We start from the raw sequence: 16,633 nt of genomic DNA, 5'->3' as shown, positions 1-16,633 counted from the left end.
GTCCCGTCGCACCCCGCACGCCGTCGGCCCGGCCTCCGCGGTCGCCCGGCCCGCGCTGTCGGCCCGGCCCGCGCCGTCGCCTCAGCCCCGCGCCTCCTGCTCCAGGAACGCCGCGAGGGAGAGCGGCGGCCGTCCGGTCAGCCGCTCGACGTCGGACGAGACGTGCTCCAGCTGTCCGGCGGCGATCGCGGAGTAGGTGCTGACCCAGGCGTCCAGCTGCCAGCCCGGTGCGTTCCAGCGGCGGCGTGACGCGTACGCCTCCTCGAGGGTCTCGTCGACGTACACGGCGGGGCGGCCCGCCGCCGTCAGGGTCGCCGCGACCTCGTCGAGGGTGAGGGCCTCGGGCCCGGTCAGCTCGTAGGCGGCTCCGCGGTGCTCGGAGGGGGAGCGGAGGACCGCGGCGGCGGCGCGGGCCACGTCCTCGCGCGCGACGACGGCGGCACGGCCCGATCCCGCGGGTCCGCGGATCGCGCCGTCGTCGCCGAGCATCGCGGGCAGGAAGTCGAGGTAGAGGTTGTCGCGGAGGAACGTCCAGCCCATGCCCGAGCGGCGGATCGCGTCCTCGGTGGCCGCGTGGTCTCGGGCGAGGGTGAAGACCGCGTCGGGTGCGGCTCCGGCGAAGGAGGTGTAGACGACGTGCTCGACACCCGCGGCGGCGGCTGCACCGACGAACGCGAGGTGCTCGGCGCGGCGCTCCTCGTTCTCGGAGGCGGAGACCATCAGGAGGAGGCGCACGCCCTCGAGCGAGTCGCCCGCGTCGGCGAAGGAGGAGCGCACCACCTCGGCCCCGGGGAGCCCGGGCGCGCGGGACGGGTCGCGGACCAGCAGGCGGAGGGCGTGACCGGCGTCGGCGAGCTCGCGCGCGACGCGACCGCCCACGGCTCCGGTGGCTCCGGTGAGGGCGATAGGGGTGCTCATCCCCCCATGATGGGCCCGATCCCTAGGCTGGGGCCATGAGCGACAACGCCCCCCTCCTCGCCATCGCCCGCTCGATCGCCGTCGAGGCGGCGCACCTCGCCCGCCAGCGGCGGCAGGACGGTGTCGAGATCGCCGCGTCGAAGTCGTCCCCGGAGGACGTGGTGACGGCCGCGGACCGGGAGGTCGAGGAGCTGATCCGCAGGCGCCTGGCCGAGGCGCGTCCGGACGACGGCTTCCTCGGCGAGGAGTCGGGGTCGGGGGGCGGCACGAGCGGGCTGACCTGGGTCGTCGATCCGATCGACGGGACCGTCAACTACCTCTACGGCATCCCCTCCTACGCGGTCAGCATCGCTGTGGTGGAGGGGGAGCCGGATCCCGCGACCTGGACCGCGCTCGCCGGCGCGGTCGTGAACGGAGCGACGGGCGAGGTGACCACGGCCAGCCGAGGCGGGGGAGCCGAGCGGGACGGAGTCGCGCTGCAGGTCTCGGCTCCCTCCTCCCTCTCGCTCGCGCTGGTCGGCACCGGCTTCGGCTACGACGCGGGCCGCCGGATGCGCCAGGGCGCCGTGGTGCAGGAGCTCCTGGGCTCGGTCCGCGACATCCGCCGCATCGGCTCGGCGGCGCTCGACCTGTGCTCGGTGGCCACCGGGCAGCTGAACGCGTACTACGAGCGGGGCCTGAACCCGTGGGACCTCGCTGCGGGCGCCCTCATCGCCGAGGAGGCGGGCGCGCGGGTCGCGGGACTCGACGGCGCGCCCTTCGGCTCCGGCCTGCTCATCGCGGCACCGGATCCTCTCTTCGCCGAGCTGGAGGATCTGCTGCGCCGCCTGCGCGCGGACGAGGTGTAACCGCTCTCCCAGGCCGGGCCGACAGGGATTCCATGCGCCGAGAGGCGGATCGGCGCAGGATCCCGCCGGGGCTCGCCGCGCGTCGTGCCCCGATCGCGCCTGTGCGCGGCGGCCTCTGGCCGGATCCCGCCGGCCGTGGTTATCCTTTATAAATTCGTGATGTTCGCACAGGCTGCGCTCACGGAGCCGAGCGGTGCCTCTCCCTGGAGGCCCGCTCGTCCCTTGCCCCCGACGGAAGACATCGATTTCGTGAGCCCCGATTCGCCCGCCCCCGCTGCCCCTGCATCGACCCCCGGCGAATCGACTCCACCCCTCTCCCGTCGCGAGCTCCGCGAGCGCGAGCGCGCTCTGGCCCTCGCCTCCGACGTCTCGCTGGCGAGCGGCTCCGACGACCTCCTCGCGGCTCCCACGGCGGAGCAGCTGCGCGAGGCGGAGCGCCGCGTCGCCTCGGTCCGCAGCGCCCCGGCGCCCGTCCCCGCACCGCGCGCGACGCCGCTCCGGCCCGTGCGCCGGGCCCGGGTCGGCGGACTCGTCGCCCTCTCCTTCGTCGCGGCCATCGTGGCGGCGACCTCTCTGCCGGCCACATCGCTCCTGACCGCGGAGGACGTGCAGGCGCAGAGCCTCTCGACCCCCTTCGGCGCCGACGCCCGCCGCGGCGCGCAGTCGTTCGTCGCCGGCGAGGTCAGCGCCGAGACGGTCGCCCGCGACGGGTTCGGCGTGCAGGAGCGCAAGACGCAGACCAACGTCGCCGACATCGTCCGCACCTCCGACACCGGCTTCACGAACGACCCGAACGCGTCGATCCAGTGGCCCTTCGCCGTCGGCGTGCCGGTGGGCGACCGCTTCGGCTACCGCAACTGCGCGGGCTGCTCGGTGAACCACGGCGGCACCGACTTCAACCCGGGCGACGGCTCGCCCATCCAGGCGATCGCCGACGGCATCGTGCGCACGGTCATCGACGGCGAGGGCTCGCTCGGCGTGCACGTGATCGTCGACCACGAGATCGACGGGCAGCTCGTCTCGAGCGTGTACGCGCACATGCAGCACGGCTCGGCGGCCGTGTCCGAGGGCGACCCGGTGAAGGTCGGTCAGCTCCTCGGCCTGGTGGGCACGACCGGCATGTCGACCGGCCCGCACCTGCACTTCGAGATCCGCCTCGACGGCGTGACGAAGGTCGACTCCTACCTCTGGCTCAAGGCCAACGCCGGGCGCTGACCCGGCGGCGGGACGCGGGAGCCGCCGGGCGGACCCCGCGGCCCGCTACTCCGCGTGCAGCCAGACCGTGGTGTCGGCGGGCAGCGCCGGCTCGTGCAGCTCCTCCGAGGACAGCACCACGGAGCCGACGGGCAGCTCGACCGGAGCCTCGCCGAGGTTCGCGATCACCGTGACGGCTCCGTTGCGGAACGCCACGACGTCCTCCGGGTAGCCCTCGAGCCATTCGACGGCGCCGGAGCCCAGGTCCTCGGCGCGGCGCACCGCGAGCAGGGACCGGTACAGCTCGAGCGTCGAGCCCGCGACACCGCGCTGGCGGTCGCGCGCGAGCGGCGTCCAGTCGCCGGGCTGCGGCAGCCAGGAGTCGCCGGTGCCGCTGAAGCCGTACGCGGGTGCGTCCGCCTCCCACGGGATCGGCACCCGGCAGCCGTCACGGCCGTAGCGCTCGCCGCCCGTGCGGAACCAGGTCGGGTCCTGACGCGCCGAGTCCGGCAGGTCGATCGCCTCGGGGAGCCCGAGCTCCTCGCCCTGGTAGACGTAGGCGGAGCCGGGGAGCGCGAGCATGAGGGCGGTCGCGGCACGAGCGCGGCGCAGCCCCAGGACGGGGTCGGGGAGTCCGGGCGTGCGCGGGCCGATGCCGTAGCCCTGCGGGTTGTCGGACGTCAGGGCCAGGCGGCTCGCGTGGCGCACGACGTCGTGGTTCGACAGCACCCACGTCGACGGGGCGCCGACGGCGGCGAAGGCCTCGACGGAGGAGTCGATGATGTCGCGGAGGGCGGGTGCGCTCCACGGGGTCTCGAGGTAGGCGAAGTTGAAGGCCTGGTGCATCTCGTCGGGGCGGACCCAGCGGGCGAGCTTGGAGAGGGGCTGCACCCACGCCTCGGCGCAGAGCACGCGGTCGTCCGGGTACTCGGCGAGCAGGGAGTGCCAGTCGCGGTAGATCTCGTGGACGCCGTCCTGCGCCCAGTAGGGGGCGGTGGCGGGCTCCTCGCCGTCGGCGGGAGCGACTCCGCCCATCGACCCGCTGTCGGCGGGCGGCGTGTAGTCGGGCAGCCCCTCGGCCTTGATCATCCCGTGCGCGACGTCGACGCGGAAGCCGTCGACGCCGCGGTCGAGCCAGAAGCGGAGGACCTCCCGGAAGCGCTCGCGCACCCACTCGTTCGTCCAGTCGAAGTCGGGCTGCGAGGTGTCGAAGAGGTGCAGGTACCACTGGCCGGCCGAGCCGTCGGGCTCCATGACGCGGGTCCACGCGGGGCCGCCGAAGACCGACTCCCAGTTGTTCGGGGGCAGCTCGCCCGACTCGCCCCGGCCGTCACGGAACAGGTAGCGCGCCCGCTCGGCGCTGCCCGCGGGAGCGGCGAGCGCCTCCTGGAACCAGCGGTGGGCGCTGGAGGAGTGGTTGGGGACGAGGTCGACGATGATCCGGATGCCCAGGGCGTGAGCGCGGGCGAGCATCGCGTCGAAGTCGGCGAGGGTGCCGAAGAGCGGATCGACGTCGCAGTAGTCGGCGACGTCGTAGCCCGCGTCCTTCTGCGGCGAGGTCATGAAGGGCGAGAGCCAGATCGCGTCGACGCCGAGCTCGGCGAGGCTCTCGAGGCGCGAGGCGATGCCGGGCAGGTCGCCGATGCCGTCGCCGTCCGCGTCCGCGAAGGAGCGCGGGTAGATCTGGTAGATGACGGCGGTGCGCCACCACTCGGCTGCCCGGCGGTGCTCGGCCTCGGAGTCGGGGCCGGGGGAGTTCTCGGGCGCGCCGGAGAGAGCGGAGTCCAGGGTCATGGGGTCGAGTTTATCGGGCGGCTCAGGGGCGCCGGGGGCACGCCCTCCGCCGTCCCGTACAGTCGACGGGTGATCGATGAGACGCCGGACGAGGCCCGAGCCCGACGCCGACGGGCGCTGCTGTGGGTGGTGCCGCTGCTGGTGCTGCTGGTCGGCGGCCTGGTCGCCGTCACTCTCGCGATCGGCGGATTCGCGCTGCGCAGCATGACCGGCGCCTCCGCCGTGCAGCTCGTCCTCGTCGCCTAGGCGGTCGCGGCCGGGCCGTCCTCGTCCTCGGGCGGGGGCGCGGAGGAGGTGCGCGCCCGCTCCTCGGACGCGTGGGCGGTCTCGGGCCCGGTCGCGCGGGCCTGCTCGTCGGCGCGGGTGACCGCCTCCGCGAGCTCGTCGGCGACGAGGTACCCGGGAGAGACGGCCTCGGCCCGGTAGGCCGCCCGGCCGACCATGTGCGCCGAGACGGGCACGGTCAGCAGCTGGAAGCCGATCACCAGCACGATGGTCCCCGCGGCGGCGAAGCCGGGGTTCCGGATGGCGACCGCGAGCATCACGCAGATCAGTCCGAGCACCTGCGGCTTCGTGCCCGCGTGCATCCGGGAGAGCAGGTCGTCGAACCGCATCAAGCCGATCGCGGCCAGCAGCGAGAGCAGGGCGCCGACCAGCAGCAGCACAGCGGTGAGCACGTCGAAGAACAGGTCCATGTCAGTCCTCCTCGCGGTTGGCCATGAACTTGGCGACGCTGATCGACCCGAAGACGGCGAACAGCGCGAGCCCGAGCGCGACGGGCAGGGTCCGCGCGTGGTGGTTGACCGCCATCTCGGCGCCGATCCCGCAGATGATCGCCGCGACGAGCACGTCGGCCGCGACGACCCGGTCGAGCACGGACGGACCGCGGAGGATCCGCACGAGCGCGAGCAGGCAGGCGGCGCCGAAGACCGGCACCAGAATCCAGATCAGCCAGTCGATCACCGGACCACCCCCGATCCGGCCTCGATCGGCCGATTCACGCGCTGCACGTCCTCGCGGGAGCCGATGGCCCGGACGATGCGCGCTTCCGTCCGGAGGACCGTCCGGCGCACCTCGTCGATCCGCTCGCCCTCGTCGTGGGTCACGCCGAGCACGTGCAGGTAGAGGACGTTCAGCTTCGGGTCCACGTCGATCACCAGGGAGCCGGGGACGAGCGAGACGGCCTCCGTCGTCCAGACGAGCATCCCCTCCGAGCGGCTGCGCAGGTGCACGGCGACGATGGCGTTGTGCACCGGGACCGGCAGGGTCAGGATCTGCCAGGACACCCGCACCGAGGCCACCGCGATGTCGGCCAGCAGGCGCAGGAGGAAGAGGAGCACGAACCACGGGTTGATGCGGTTCGAGAACTCGACCGGCGGCAGGTAGAACACCCGGGTGATCAACAGGGCGACCAGGAAGCCGGTGACGATCGACAGCACCGAGACGTCGTCCCAGAGCAGCACCCAGATCCCGACGAGGGTCACGAACATCGCGACGCGGTTCCAGATGTCGACGCGGCGGCGGGGGCTCATCGCGGCCCCTCCTCTCCGAAGGACGAGTCGCGGTAGACGGTCGCGATGTAGGTCGCGGGGTCGGCGACCGCGCTCGCCGCTCGCTCGCTCGCGTCGTAGAGGGGACCGGCGCCGACGGTCAGCACGACGCCGACGACGACCATCCCCGCGGTGGCGAGCACCATCATCGGCGGCGAGTGGCGGGTGCGGATGCTGCCCGTGTCGTGGGGGTCCTCCTGCAGCTGGTCGATCAGGGGGGACTCGTAGCCGGGCACCTCCTCCTGGCGGCGCCAGAACACCATGTTCCAGACGCGCGCGACGGCGTAGAGGGTCAGGAGTGAGGTCACGGCCCCGGCGGCGATGACGGCCCAGATCAGCCACGACGGCTGGTCGACGGCCGACTCCGTGCCGGCGACGAAGAGCCCCACCTTGCCGAGGAAGCCGGTGAACGGCGGGATCCCGCCGAGGTTCATCGCGGGGATGAAGTAGAGCAGCGCCAGCAGCGGCGAGGCCTTGAGCAGCCCGCCGAGGCGCAGGATCGAGGTGGTGCCGCCGACGCGCTCGATCAGGCCGGTCGCGAGGAAGAGCGTCGTCTGCACGGTGATGTGGTGGATGACGTAGAAGATCGTGGCCGCGTAGCCGGCCGGGGTGCCCACGGCGATCCCGAAGACCATGTAGCCGATGTGCGAGACCAGCGTGAAGGACAGCATCCGCTTGATGTCGGCCTGCGCGACCGCACCGAGGATGCCGACGATCAGCGTCAGCAGCGCCACCACCAGCAGCACTTCGCTCAGCCTCCCTCCCGGGAAGAGCAGGGTCTCGGTGCGGATCAGCGCGTACACGCCGACCTTGGTGAGGAGTCCGGCGAAGACGGCGGTGACCGGCGCCGGAGCCGTGGGGTACGAGTCCGGGAGCCAGAACGACAGGGGGAACACGGCCGCCTTGATCCCGAAGCCGAGCAGCAGCACCACGTGGAGCACCAGCTGCACGTCGGCGGGGAGCTCGGCGATGCGGATCGAGAGCTGCGCCATGTTGACCGTGCCGGTGGCGCCGTAGAGCAGGCCGATGGCCGAGAGGAAGAACACGCTCGAGACCAGGCTGACGACCACGTAGGTCGTGCCGGCGCGGATCCGCGGCGCGGTGCCGCCCAGGGTGATCAGCACGTAGCTCGCGGCCAGCAGGATCTCGAAGCCGACGTAGAGGTTGAACAGGTCGCCCGCGACGAAGGCGTTGAGGATGCCCGCCGAGAGGATCAGGTAGGTCGGGTGGAAGATCGTGACCGGCGTCTCGCGGTTGCCGTCGACGAGGCCCTGGCCGACCGAGAACAGCAGGACGCCCAGCAGGGTGATCGAGGTGATCACGAGCATCAGCGCGGCGAGCGGATCGACGACCAGCACGATGCCCCACGGCGGCTCCCAGCCGCCCACGTAGACGGCGCTGCCGCCTCCGTCGCCGGTGAGGACCAGCACGAGCATCACCGAGGAGATCACCAGAACGCTCGAGAGCGTCACGATGTTCACGGTGATCTGCGCGCGCCGGTGGCGTCCGAGGATCAGCGCGACGGCCGCTCCCAGGAGGGGGAGGGTGACGACGAGCGGGATCAGGGCGTTCATCGGTCCTCCTTCCTGTCGTCGGTCATGGCGCTCTCCCCGTGCTTGGCGGCGGTGCCCTCGTCGCTGGACTCGAGCAGGACGTCGAGCGCCCGGTCGTCGGCGGTGGTCTGGGCCGAGATGCCCGCCGCGTCCTCGCGGACGGAGGCGTCGGTCTCGTCGTCCTCCACCTGGTCGGCGTTGGCGAGGCGCCAGCGCCGGTAGATCATCGCGAGGAGGAAGGCGGACACCCCGAAGGTGATCACGATCGCGGTGAGGATCAGCGCCTGCGGCAGCGGGTCGGCCATCTCGGCGGCGATCTGCTCGTAGGAGCGCCCGTCGTCGGTGACGAACGGCGCGATGCCCGAGCGGCCGGCCATCAGCAGGATGAGGATGTTGGTCGCGTTCCCGACGAGCAGGAACCCGATCAGGATGCGGGTGAGGCTGCGCTCGAGCATCTGGTAGACGCCCGCCGCGTACATCACCGCCATCACGACGACGAGGACGAGGGTGATGCTCATGCGCCGTCCCCCCTGCCCGGTCCGCCGACGACCGTGGAGCCGGTGGGGAGCGAGGTCTCGAGCCCGTCGACCGTGCCCTGGCCGGGGCCGGGGGTGCTGTCCGTCGAGTGCGTGACGCCGTCGCCCGAGGGGGAGCCCTGCTCGGCCTCCTCGCCGTGGCGGTCGACCTCGCCGCCGAGGCTGCGGAGGATGTCGAGGGCGAGGCCGATCACGATCAGGTACACCCCGATGTCGAAGAGGGTGGACGTGCCCAGGTGGAGCTCGCCCAGCACCGGCACCTCGAGGTCGAGCCAGCTCGACTCGAGGACCTGGAGGCCGAAGGCGAGGGAGGAGACGGCGGTGCCGACGGCGAAGAAGAGGCCGAGTCCGAGGACCTTGCCCGCGTCGATCGGCGCGGCCTCGCCGAGCTCGAAGCGGCCGCCGGCGAGGTAGCGCGCGACGAGGGCGAGACCGGCGAGCAGGCCGCCCGCGAAGCCTCCGCCCGGGGTGTTGTGTCCGGTGAAGAGCAGGTAGACCGACACGATCATCGCGGGGTGGAAGAGCAGGCGCACCAGCACCTCGAGCACGATCGAGCGGTTCTCCGGCCGGAGCGTGCGCCCGGCGACGAGCCAGGAGCCGCGGTCGCCGTCGCGCTCGGCGTCGGCGGAGGAGGCGGTCAGGTCCATCGCGCGCTCGCGGCGGTCGTCGGCGCTCTGCGACTCGAGGCGGGGAGCGCCTCCGGCCCGGCTGGAGAGGAAGATCAGGCTCGCGACGCCGGTGGCGACCACGACGAGGACCGAGATCTCGCCCATCGTGTCCCAGGCGCGGATGTCGACGAGCAGGACGTTGACGATGTTGCGGCCCTTGCCCTCCTCGTAGGCGAGGCGGGGCAGCTCGGCCGAGATCGGCGTCGCGGTCCGGGCGCCGAGGGCGATGGTGGCGGCGAGGGCCATGACCGCTCCGACCGCGATGCCGATGACGGCGCGCAGGCGCTTGCGCATCGGCTGGTGCTTCGCGGCGATGCGGGTCGGGAGGCGGCGCAGCACCAGGACGAAGACCACGAGGGTCACCGTCTCGATCAGCGCCTGGGTGAGGGCGAGGTCCGGTGCACCCTGGAGGGCGAAGAGGGCCACCATCCCGTAGCCGGTGGCGCCGGCCAGCAGCACGGCGGCGACCCGGTTGCGGGCGATCGCGCACAGCACCGCCGCGAGGATCATCACGGCCGCGACCGCGAGCTGGCCCGGGCTGTCCCAGAAGACGAGATCGCCCGGCCAGGTGCGGTTGAGGGCGGCCGCACCGCCGACGCCGAGGACGAAGACCGCGAAGATCACCGTCAGGTAGCGGGGGAGCGAGCCGCGCTGGACGGACTCGGTGACCGTGCTGGCGACTCGGTCGAGCCAGCGGACGGTGGCCCAGTAGCCCTCGGCCGAGTCGATCCGGTTGGGCAGCATCGACTGGGCGCGCGCGACGGCGACGCGCTTGGCGAAGAGCAGGAGTCCGACGGCGATCACGAGGGCGCTGAGTGCCAGCGCGGGCTCGAAGCCGTGCCAGAGCGCGAGGTGGTAGCCGCCGTGGTCGGAGGCCTCCGCGGCGGCGGCGAGCTCCGGGTCGGCGTCCGGGGCGGCGTAGGGGAGGGTGTCCGCGTAGACGGCGACGAGCGGGTCGAGCACGGAGGCGGCGATCCCGCCGATCATGCTGGCGGCGGCCAGCAGCACCGGGGCGGCGGTGAAGGTCCACGGCTCGGCGTGCAGGTGCGTGTCCTCGAGCCCCTTCTTGCGGGCGAAGGCGCCCCAGAAGAAGCGCGCGGAGTAGGCCACGGTGAGGATCGAGCCGAGGACGAGGCCGAGCAGCGCGACCCAGGCCCAGAACGAGCCCTGCTCGATCGCCGAGATCAGGCTCGTGAACACGGCCTCCTTGGCGACGAAGCCCAGCAGCGGCGGGATGCCCGCCATCGACAGCACGCCGACGAGGGCGGCGCCCGCGAGCACCGGCGCCTGCCGTCCCAGGCCGCTGAGCTTGCGGAGGTCGCGCGTGCCGGCGCGGTGGTCGACGATGCCGACGGTGAGGAAGAGCAGCGCCTTGAAGAGAGCGTGGGCGACGAGCAGGGTCAGTCCGGCCAGCGCGGCGTCGCGCGATCCGAAGCCGACGGCGACGGTCAGGAAGCCGAGCTGGCTGACGGTGCCGTAGGCCAGCACGAGCTTGAGGTCGTACTGCCGGAGCGAGCGCCAGCCGCCGACGAGCATGGTCCAGACTCCGACGCTCACCACCACGGGCAGCCAGACGGAGTCGTCGGCGAAGCCCGGCGCGAGGCGCGCGACGAGGTAGATGCCCGCCTTCACCATCGCGGCGGCGTGCAGGTAGGCGCTGACCGGGGTGGGAGCGGCCATCGCGGCCGGCAGCCAGAAGTGGAACGGCACCAGGGCCGACTTCGAGAACGCGCCGAGCAGCACCAGCACCAGCGCCGTCGACACGATCGGGCCGGAGGGGGCGGCGGCGACGATCCCGGAGAGGCTGGTGGTACCGGCCTGCACGATCAGGACGATGATCCCGACCAGCATCGCCAGCCCGCCGAGAGTCGTGACCAGGAGCGCCTGGAGACCGGCACCCCGGCTCTCCTTGCGCCCGCTGTAGTGGCCGATGAGGAGGTAGGAGAGGACGCTCGTCGCCTCCCAGAAGACGAAGAGGATGATCACGTCGTCGGCCGTGACCAGCCCGTACATCACTCCGGCGAACGCGGACAGGAGCGCTGCGAACCGGCCCAGCGAGGGCTCGTCGCGGCTGAAGTACGTCGCGCAGTAGGCGAGGACCAGGGCGCCGACTCCGCTGACCACGAGGGCGAGGACGATCGAGAGCGCGTCCAGGCGGAAGGAGAGGGCGATGTCGAGCGCGGGGATCCACGGCACGGACTCGCGGATCTCGCCGCCGTCGAGGATCGTCGGCAGGGCGGTCGCGGTGGCGACGAAGCTCGCGGCCGGGATCAGCGCCAGCGCGTAGAACGTCTTCGGCCCGAACCGGTCCACCAGCCAGGGGGTCACCACGGCGATCGCGAACGAGATCACGAGGATGAGGAGCATCACATGTTCCTCCCAAGGTGTACCCAGCGCATACGTCGGTCAAGAATATCGGAGCGCCCTCCCGCGGAACCTGAGTGCGCGGAGGCTTGACGGCCCCGTCGTGGTCCGCCAGGGCCCTACCGTGGGGAGCATGGCCCGCTCGCTCCTCCCCGACCAGCTCTGCCGACTCCGCGTCCACGACCTCGCGACGGGGGAGTCGACGACCGTCTTCGAGTCCGACTCCGTCCTCGTGGAGGCGCCGAACTGGACTCCGGACGGCTCCGCCCTGATCGTGAACGGCGACGGCGGCCTCTTCCGACTGCCGCTCGAGGGGACGCCCGTGCTCGAGCCGATCCCGCTCGACGGGGTGCCGGCCGAGCTCAACAACGACCACGTGCTCGCCCCGTCCGGCGGGCTCGCCTACGTCTCGGCGCGCGACGGGCACCTCTACGCGGTCGAGCTCGACGGCTCCGCCCCCGCCCGCCGCCTGACCGCCGAGCGCGAGGGCGCGCGCTTCAAGCACTACCTGCACGGCGTCTCGCCCGACGGCGCGACCCTCGCGCTGATCGGCGGCGGCGACGCCTCCGGGCGGTGGCGGACCGACGTGTACACGATGCCGGCCGGAGGAGGCGCGCTCACCGCCCTGACCGACGACGAGCCGGCGGACGACGGCGTCGACGTCTCGGCTGACGGCCGCACCCTCGTCTTCAACTCCGAGCGGGCCGGAGGAGGTGCGCAGCTGTTCCGGATCGGCCTCGACGGCTCCGCGCTCTCCCGCCTGGTCGAGTCGGGCACGGTCGACTGGTTCCCGCACGAGTCGCCCGACGGCGCTCACCTGCTCTACCTCGCCTATCCGGAGGGGACGGCCGGGCACCCCGAGAACGTCGACGTCGAGCTGCGGCTGCTCGACCTCCCCGGGCGCGCGACGCTCGAGCCCGGCCGCGTGCTGGAGCGCCTCCACGGCGGGCAGGGGACGATCAACGTCTCCGGCTGGGCGCCGGACTCGACGCGCTTCGCCTACGCCGACTACCCGCGGCGCTGAGAGCCTGAGTCCTTGCCGCGCATGCGCGGGAGGGGGATCGATCACGGCGGGGAGCGGGTCTTGAATCGGGGGATGAGCATCGACAGCGCATCCTCCTCCTCCGTCACCCGCTCGCCGCTCGGCGACTCCGGCATCGACGTCTTCCCGCTCTCCCTCGGCGGCAACGTCTTCGGCTGGACCGCGGGGCGGCAGACCTCCTTCGACGTCCTCGACGGCTACACGGCCGCGGGCGGCGACTTCATCGACACCGCCGACGCCTACTCCGCCTGGGTCCCGGGCAACACGGGCGGCGAGTCCGAGACGATCATCGGCGAGTGGCTCGCGCAGCGCTCGGGGGACCGGGACGACGTGGTGATCGCGACGAAGGCGGGCCGCCACCCGCAGTTCACCGGCCTCGCGCCCGACACCGTGCGCGCGGCCGCCCGCGCCTCCCTCGAGCGCCTCGCGACCGACCGGATCGACCTCTACTACGCCCACTTCGACGACGAGGCCGTGCCGATGGCCGACATCGCCGCCGTGTTCTCCGAGCTCGTGGACCAGGGCCTGGTCCGCGCGATCGGAGTGTCGAACTTCAGCGCCGAGCGCGTCGCGGAGTGGCTGCGCATCGCGGGCGAGGAGGGCCTGCACGCGCCCGTCGCGCTGCAGCCGCACTACAACCTCGTGGAGCGCGGGATCGAGGCCGACCTGCTGCCCCTCGCCCGCGAGGCGGGGCTGGCCTTCGTCCCCTACTCCGCCCTGGCGTCAGGATTCCTGACCGGCAAGTACCGCGACGGATCGACGCCCGAGGGTCCGCGCGCCGACGGCGCCTCCCGCTACCTCGACGGCCGCGGCCGCCGGGTGCTGGCGGCGCTCGATGCGGCGGCGGAGGCGCACGGCGCCGAGGTGGCGACGGTGGCGCTCGCGTGGCTCCGCTCGCAGCCCGGAGTGGTCGCGCCGATCGCCAGCGCCCGCGTGATGGAGCAGCTGCCGGCGCTGATCGCCTCGGCCTCCCTCGAGCTGAGCGCCGAGGAGCTCGCCGCGCTCGACGAGGCGAGCCGGGCGTAGCCGCAGACGGGCGGCCGCGGGGGCGCGTCCCCCGCGGTCATCGACGCTCCGCGGAGGTGCTATCGTCTAACGGTGCCAAATCGCGGGCACGCCCCGAGAGGGGCTGTCAGACCCGCAGGTGCGCCCCCTTAGCTCATTGGTAGAGCACTTCCTTGGTAAGGAAGAGGTAGTGGGTCCGATTCCCACAGGGGGCTCCGTTCCCCGCAGGCCAGGCCTGCGAAGAACGCGCGGCGGGGTAGCTCAGGTGGTTAGAGCACACGGCTCATAATCGTGGTGTCGCGGGTTCAAGTCCCGCTCCCGCTACAGCGAGAAGGCCCCGGTTCGCGCGTCGAGCCGGGGCCTTCGGCGTTCCCGGGCGAGGTCCTGCCCGTGGGAGAGGTCTCAGACCGCGCAGCCCGCGAAGAGCACGTCGTCCGAGGAGACCAGGTCCTCCAGGGTCAGCAGGCGGTCGAGGTCGTGGCCGGCGGCCAGGGCGTTGGCGCGCTCCGGTGCGGTCTGGGGGGCGAGGCGCCCCTCCATGACCCCGCCGAGGGCGCGGACGGCGCAGGCGGCGACCACTCCCTCCGGGGTGCCGCCGATGCCGAGGACGAGGTCGACGCGGCCCGCGGGATCGGCCGCCTCGATCGCGACCGACACGTCGCCCTCGCCGCGCAGCTCGAGCGCGACCCCGGCCGCGCGCAGAGCCGCGATGAGCCCGGAGTGACGCGGCTTGTCGAGCACGACGACGACCAGCTCCGCGACGGGCTTCCCGAGCGCCGCCGCCAGCCGTGCGGCGTTCTCGGCGGGAGGGAGGTCGAGCGAGACGGCGCCCCGGCCCGCTGCAGAGCAGACCAGCTTGTCCATGTAGAACACGTCGCGCGGGTCGAACAGCGTGCCGCGCGGGGCGAGCGCGATCACGCTCACCGAGCCGGGGAGCCCCTCCGCCGTGAGCCGGGTGCCGTCGAGCGGATCGACCGCCACGTCGCAGGAGGGAGCGGAGGCGCGGCCGAGGCGCTCGCCGTTCGCGAGCATCGGGGCCTCGTCCTTCTCGCCCTCGCCGATCACGACGACGCCGTCGAACGGAGCGTCGGCCAGCACGGCGCGCATCGCCGCGACCGACGCCTCGTCCGCCGCGATCTTGTCGCCGCGCCCGTACCAGCCGCGCGCCGCCTCGGCCGCCGCGCGCACGGCGGCGGCCACCGCCTCCTGCAGCTCGGCCGGGTAGGCGGGCGACGCGATCAGCCGCAGGCCGCTCATGCGCGCGCGGGCTGGGCGGTCGCGGTGCGGACCAGCCGCTCCAGGGTGCGCAGGCCGTCGGAGGAGAGCACCGACTCCAGGTGCCCCTGCACCGACGCGACGTGCTCGCCGCGCAGGGCGTTGACCACTCCCGTCTCCGGGTCGACCGAGACCTCGAGCCCCAGCCGGGGCGTGCGCGCGACGCCGGGGGCGACGGAGGAGAAGGTGTTGTAGAAGCCGATCGCGGCGTCCTCGCCGAACACGTCCACCGCCAGGCGCACGCCCTGGCGGGGCGCGGGCAGCGGCTCGACCGGGAGGCCCGCCAGCAGCGACAGCATCTGGTGGCTGAGGCAGACGGCGAGCATCGGCCGCTCCGCCTCGAGGCGCGTGGTCATCAGCGAGCGTAGGTGCGCGATCCGCGGCTCGGACTCGTCGCGGGGGTCGCCCGGGCCGGGGCCGAAGACGACGAGGTCGTCGCTCAGCACGTCGGCGACCTCCGACCAGCGCTCGACCCGGGCGTCCATCCCGAGGTGGCGCAGCTGGTGGGCGAGCATCGTCGTGAACTGGTCCTCGTTGTCGACGATCAGCGCGGTGTGCCCGGCGAGGCCGGCGATGTGCTCGGGCGCCTGGGGTCGGAGCCAGAACGAGGCGAGCCGCTCGTTGCGCGCCTCGAGCGCCTCCTGCACGCCCGGCTGCGCGTTCAGGTCGATGGCCGGCGGCACCTCGCGGTGCGGCAGCAGGCCCAGGGCGGAGAGGACGCCCGACGCCTTCGCCCGCGTCTCGGCGACCTCGCCCTCGGGGGTGGAGTGGCGCACGAGCGTCGCGCCGGCCGGCACGGTGAGGCGGCCGTCCGCGCGGAGGTAGGCGGTGCGGATGAGGATGGGGGCGTCGACCGTGTAGCCGTGCTCCTCCGGCTCGAAGAGGGCGAGCACGCCGGAGTAGTAGCCGCGCGGCTCCTTCTCGTACTCGGCGATCACGGCGCACGCGTTCTCCATCGGCGAGCCGGTGACCGTGGGCGCGAACATCGTCAGCCGCAGGACCTCGCGCACGTCGAGTCCGGTGCGGCCCTCGAGCAGGTACTCGGTGTGGCTGAGCCGCGACATCTGCTTGAGGAACGGCCCGAGGATGCGTCCGCCGTCCGGGCAGACCGCGCTCATCATCTTCATCTCCTCGTCCACGACCATGAAGAGCTCCTCGCTCTCCTTGACGTCGGCGAGGAACGCGAGCACCTCCTCCCCGGTGGGTCCGGCCGCGGGGTGGCGGAAGGTGCCGCTGATCGGGTTCATCATCGCGACGCCGTCGCGCACCGAGACGTGGCGCTCGGGGGTCGCGCCGACGGCGGTGACCGTCTGCGCGCCGTCGACGCCGGGGGTGTGGATCGCGAAGGTCCAGTACGCGCCGGACTCGTCGGTGAGCAGGCGGCGGAACCAGGCCAGGACCGCCTCGACGGGCGGCGCGTCGGTCTGCGCGACGAAGGCGCGGTTGATGACGAAGTTGGCGCCCTCGCCGCGGCCGATCTCGTCCTCGATCACCCGGCGGACGATGTCGGCGTACTCGTCGTCCGGCACGTCGAAGCCGCGCTCCTCGACCGGGATCTCCCGCTCGGGCAGGAGCCGCAGCACCTCGGCCAGGGGGACGCTCTCGCGCTCGCGCACCACGAGGTTGCGCAGCGGGGCTCCGTCGTCCTTCGCCGCGAAGCCGCGCTCGCGCACCTGCCGGTAGGGCACGAGGGTCAGCACGTCGTCGCCGTCGAGCGGGATGTCGGCCAGGCCCTCGACGTCGAGCACGTCGCCCGTGAACACGTCGACGGCGTCGCGGCCCTGGCGGAGGACCACCGCGAACGGCAGCGTCCCGTCGGAGGCGAGGATGCGGGAGAGGAGCGAGGTCATCGTGGTCCTTGTATCGGGTCGTGCCCCACCCGGGCC

Annotated in this window: 15 protein-coding genes and 2 tRNA genes; 7 read left to right on the top strand and 10 right to left on the bottom strand. The window is 73.0% G+C overall.

Annotated features, from left to right (window positions below; genetic code table 11):
* Positions 1-81 precede the first annotated feature (81 nt).
* Entirely contained in the window at positions 82-918 is an 837-nt protein-coding gene (locus C5C29_RS02510) for an NAD(P)H-binding protein (protein WP_104223608.1), read from the bottom strand.
* 35 nt (positions 919-953) lie between these two features.
* On the opposite strand from C5C29_RS02510, the gene C5C29_RS02505 reads away from it, so the two are divergent.
* Both C5C29_RS02505 and C5C29_RS02500 read left to right on the top strand, forming a co-directional pair.
* Positions 954-1,766, top strand: coding sequence for an inositol monophosphatase family protein (locus tag C5C29_RS02505; protein ID WP_104223609.1), 813 nt, complete (start codon positions 954-956; stop codon positions 1,764-1,766).
* A 249-nt stretch (positions 1,767-2,015) separates the two neighbouring features.
* Positions 2,016-2,981 (top strand): M23 family metallopeptidase, encoded by a 966-nt coding sequence (locus C5C29_RS02500; protein ID WP_181074939.1) that lies wholly within the window; start codon positions 2,016-2,018, stop codon positions 2,979-2,981.
* A gap of 45 nt (positions 2,982-3,026) precedes the next feature.
* On the opposite strand, the gene C5C29_RS02495 is transcribed toward C5C29_RS02500, so the two are convergent.
* Positions 3,027-4,754, bottom strand: coding sequence for a glycoside hydrolase family 13 protein (locus tag C5C29_RS02495; RefSeq protein WP_104223611.1), 1,728 nt, complete (start codon positions 4,752-4,754; stop codon positions 3,027-3,029).
* A gap of 69 nt (positions 4,755-4,823) precedes the next feature.
* Between C5C29_RS02495 and C5C29_RS16975 the strand changes: the two genes are divergently transcribed.
* Positions 4,824-5,000 (top strand): hypothetical protein, encoded by a 177-nt coding sequence (locus tag C5C29_RS16975; protein ID WP_159939698.1) that lies wholly within the window; start codon positions 4,824-4,826, stop codon positions 4,998-5,000.
* Here the strand turns inward: C5C29_RS16975 and mnhG are convergent.
* The 6 genes from mnhG to C5C29_RS02465 are packed head-to-tail and all read right to left on the bottom strand — an operon-like array spanning position 4,997 to position 11,428.
* A complete protein-coding gene (gene mnhG / locus C5C29_RS02490; RefSeq protein ID WP_244229587.1) occupies positions 4,997-5,449 on the bottom strand; it encodes a monovalent cation/H(+) antiporter subunit G in 453 nt (150 codons plus the stop codon). The genes C5C29_RS16975 and mnhG overlap by 4 nt on opposite strands.
* A gap of 1 nt (position 5,450) precedes the next feature.
* A complete protein-coding gene (locus tag C5C29_RS02485; RefSeq protein WP_308470855.1) occupies positions 5,451-5,717 on the bottom strand; it encodes a monovalent cation/H+ antiporter complex subunit F in 267 nt (88 codons plus the stop codon).
* Entirely contained in the window at positions 5,714-6,286 is a 573-nt protein-coding gene (locus tag C5C29_RS02480; protein ID WP_104223612.1) for a Na+/H+ antiporter subunit E, read from the bottom strand. The genes C5C29_RS02485 and C5C29_RS02480 overlap by 4 nt, the downstream gene beginning before the upstream one ends.
* The gene (locus C5C29_RS02475; protein ID WP_104223613.1) at positions 6,283-7,878 is read right to left on the bottom strand and encodes a Na+/H+ antiporter subunit D; all 1,596 of its coding nucleotides are present in this window, start codon (positions 7,876-7,878) and stop codon (positions 6,283-6,285) included. The genes C5C29_RS02480 and C5C29_RS02475 overlap by 4 nt, the downstream gene beginning before the upstream one ends.
* Positions 7,875-8,375, bottom strand: a complete 501-nt coding sequence (locus C5C29_RS02470; RefSeq protein WP_104223614.1) for a Na(+)/H(+) antiporter subunit C — start codon at positions 8,373-8,375, stop codon at positions 7,875-7,877. The genes C5C29_RS02475 and C5C29_RS02470 overlap by 4 nt, the downstream gene beginning before the upstream one ends.
* The gene (locus tag C5C29_RS02465; RefSeq protein WP_104223615.1) at positions 8,372-11,428 is read right to left on the bottom strand and encodes a Na+/H+ antiporter subunit A; all 3,057 of its coding nucleotides are present in this window, start codon (positions 11,426-11,428) and stop codon (positions 8,372-8,374) included. Before C5C29_RS02465 ends, C5C29_RS02470 begins: the two co-directional genes overlap by 4 nt.
* Before the next feature lie 130 nt (positions 11,429-11,558).
* Here C5C29_RS02465 and C5C29_RS02460 point away from each other — a divergent pair, with 130 nt between their 5' ends.
* From C5C29_RS02460 to C5C29_RS02445, 4 genes are all read left to right on the top strand, one after another.
* Entirely contained in the window at positions 11,559-12,449 is an 891-nt protein-coding gene (locus C5C29_RS02460; protein WP_104223616.1) for a PD40 domain-containing protein, read from the top strand.
* A gap of 72 nt (positions 12,450-12,521) precedes the next feature.
* A complete protein-coding gene (locus tag C5C29_RS02455; protein WP_104223617.1) occupies positions 12,522-13,493 on the top strand; it encodes an aldo/keto reductase in 972 nt (323 codons plus the stop codon).
* Between the two features lie 122 nt (positions 13,494-13,615).
* Positions 13,616-13,687, top strand: a tRNA-Thr gene (locus C5C29_RS02450).
* A gap of 35 nt (positions 13,688-13,722) precedes the next feature.
* A tRNA-Met gene (locus tag C5C29_RS02445) sits at positions 13,723-13,796 on the top strand.
* A 78-nt stretch (positions 13,797-13,874) separates the two neighbouring features.
* On the opposite strand, the gene C5C29_RS02440 is transcribed toward C5C29_RS02445, so the two are convergent.
* Positions 13,875-14,729, bottom strand: a complete 855-nt coding sequence (locus C5C29_RS02440; protein WP_104223618.1) for a fructose-bisphosphatase class II family protein — start codon at positions 14,727-14,729, stop codon at positions 13,875-13,877.
* Entirely contained in the window at positions 14,726-16,597 is a 1,872-nt protein-coding gene (locus C5C29_RS02435) for an anthranilate synthase family protein (protein WP_104223619.1), read from the bottom strand. Before C5C29_RS02435 ends, C5C29_RS02440 begins: the two co-directional genes overlap by 4 nt.
* Positions 16,598-16,633: the final 36 nt, after the last annotated feature.

Origin of the sequence: Rathayibacter sp. AY1H2 (assembly GCF_002931985.1) — a bacterium.
GTDB lineage: Bacteria > Actinomycetota > Actinomycetes > Actinomycetales > Microbacteriaceae > Rathayibacter.
The sequence above is the reverse complement of the archived record's forward strand: the minus strand, read 5'-3'. Positions and strand labels throughout refer to the sequence as shown.

What these genes read in the sequence shown, in the direction of transcription:
- C5C29_RS02475 (WP_104223613.1), bottom strand. Translation starts at nt 7,878, where the DNA reads ATGAACGCCCTGATCCCGCTCGTCGTCACCCTCCCCCTCCTGGGAGCG.
- C5C29_RS02440 (WP_104223618.1), bottom strand. Translation starts at nt 14,729, where the DNA reads ATGAGCGGCCTGCGGCTGATCGCGTCGCCCGCCTACCCGGCCGAGCTG.
- mnhG (WP_244229587.1), bottom strand. Translation starts at nt 5,449, where the DNA reads ATGGACCTGTTCTTCGACGTGCTCACCGCTGTGCTGCTGCTGGTCGGC.
- C5C29_RS02455 (WP_104223617.1), top strand. Translation starts at nt 12,522, where the DNA reads ATGAGCATCGACAGCGCATCCTCCTCCTCCGTCACCCGCTCGCCGCTC.
- C5C29_RS02480 (WP_104223612.1), bottom strand. Translation starts at nt 6,286, where the DNA reads ATGAGCCCCCGCCGCCGCGTCGACATCTGGAACCGCGTCGCGATGTTC.
- C5C29_RS02495 (WP_104223611.1), bottom strand. Translation starts at nt 4,754, where the DNA reads ATGACCCTGGACTCCGCTCTCTCCGGCGCGCCCGAGAACTCCCCCGGC.
- C5C29_RS02465 (WP_104223615.1), bottom strand. Translation starts at nt 11,428, where the DNA reads ATGCTCCTCATCCTCGTGATCTCGTTCGCGATCGCCGTGGTGACCCCC.
- C5C29_RS02435 (WP_104223619.1), bottom strand. Translation starts at nt 16,597, where the DNA reads ATGACCTCGCTCCTCTCCCGCATCCTCGCCTCCGACGGGACGCTGCCG.
- C5C29_RS02460 (WP_104223616.1), top strand. Translation starts at nt 11,559, where the DNA reads ATGGCCCGCTCGCTCCTCCCCGACCAGCTCTGCCGACTCCGCGTCCAC.
- C5C29_RS02510 (WP_104223608.1), bottom strand. Translation starts at nt 918, where the DNA reads ATGAGCACCCCTATCGCCCTCACCGGAGCCACCGGAGCCGTGGGCGGT.
- C5C29_RS02470 (WP_104223614.1), bottom strand. Translation starts at nt 8,375, where the DNA reads ATGAGCATCACCCTCGTCCTCGTCGTCGTGATGGCGGTGATGTACGCG.
- C5C29_RS02505 (WP_104223609.1), top strand. Translation starts at nt 954, where the DNA reads ATGAGCGACAACGCCCCCCTCCTCGCCATCGCCCGCTCGATCGCCGTC.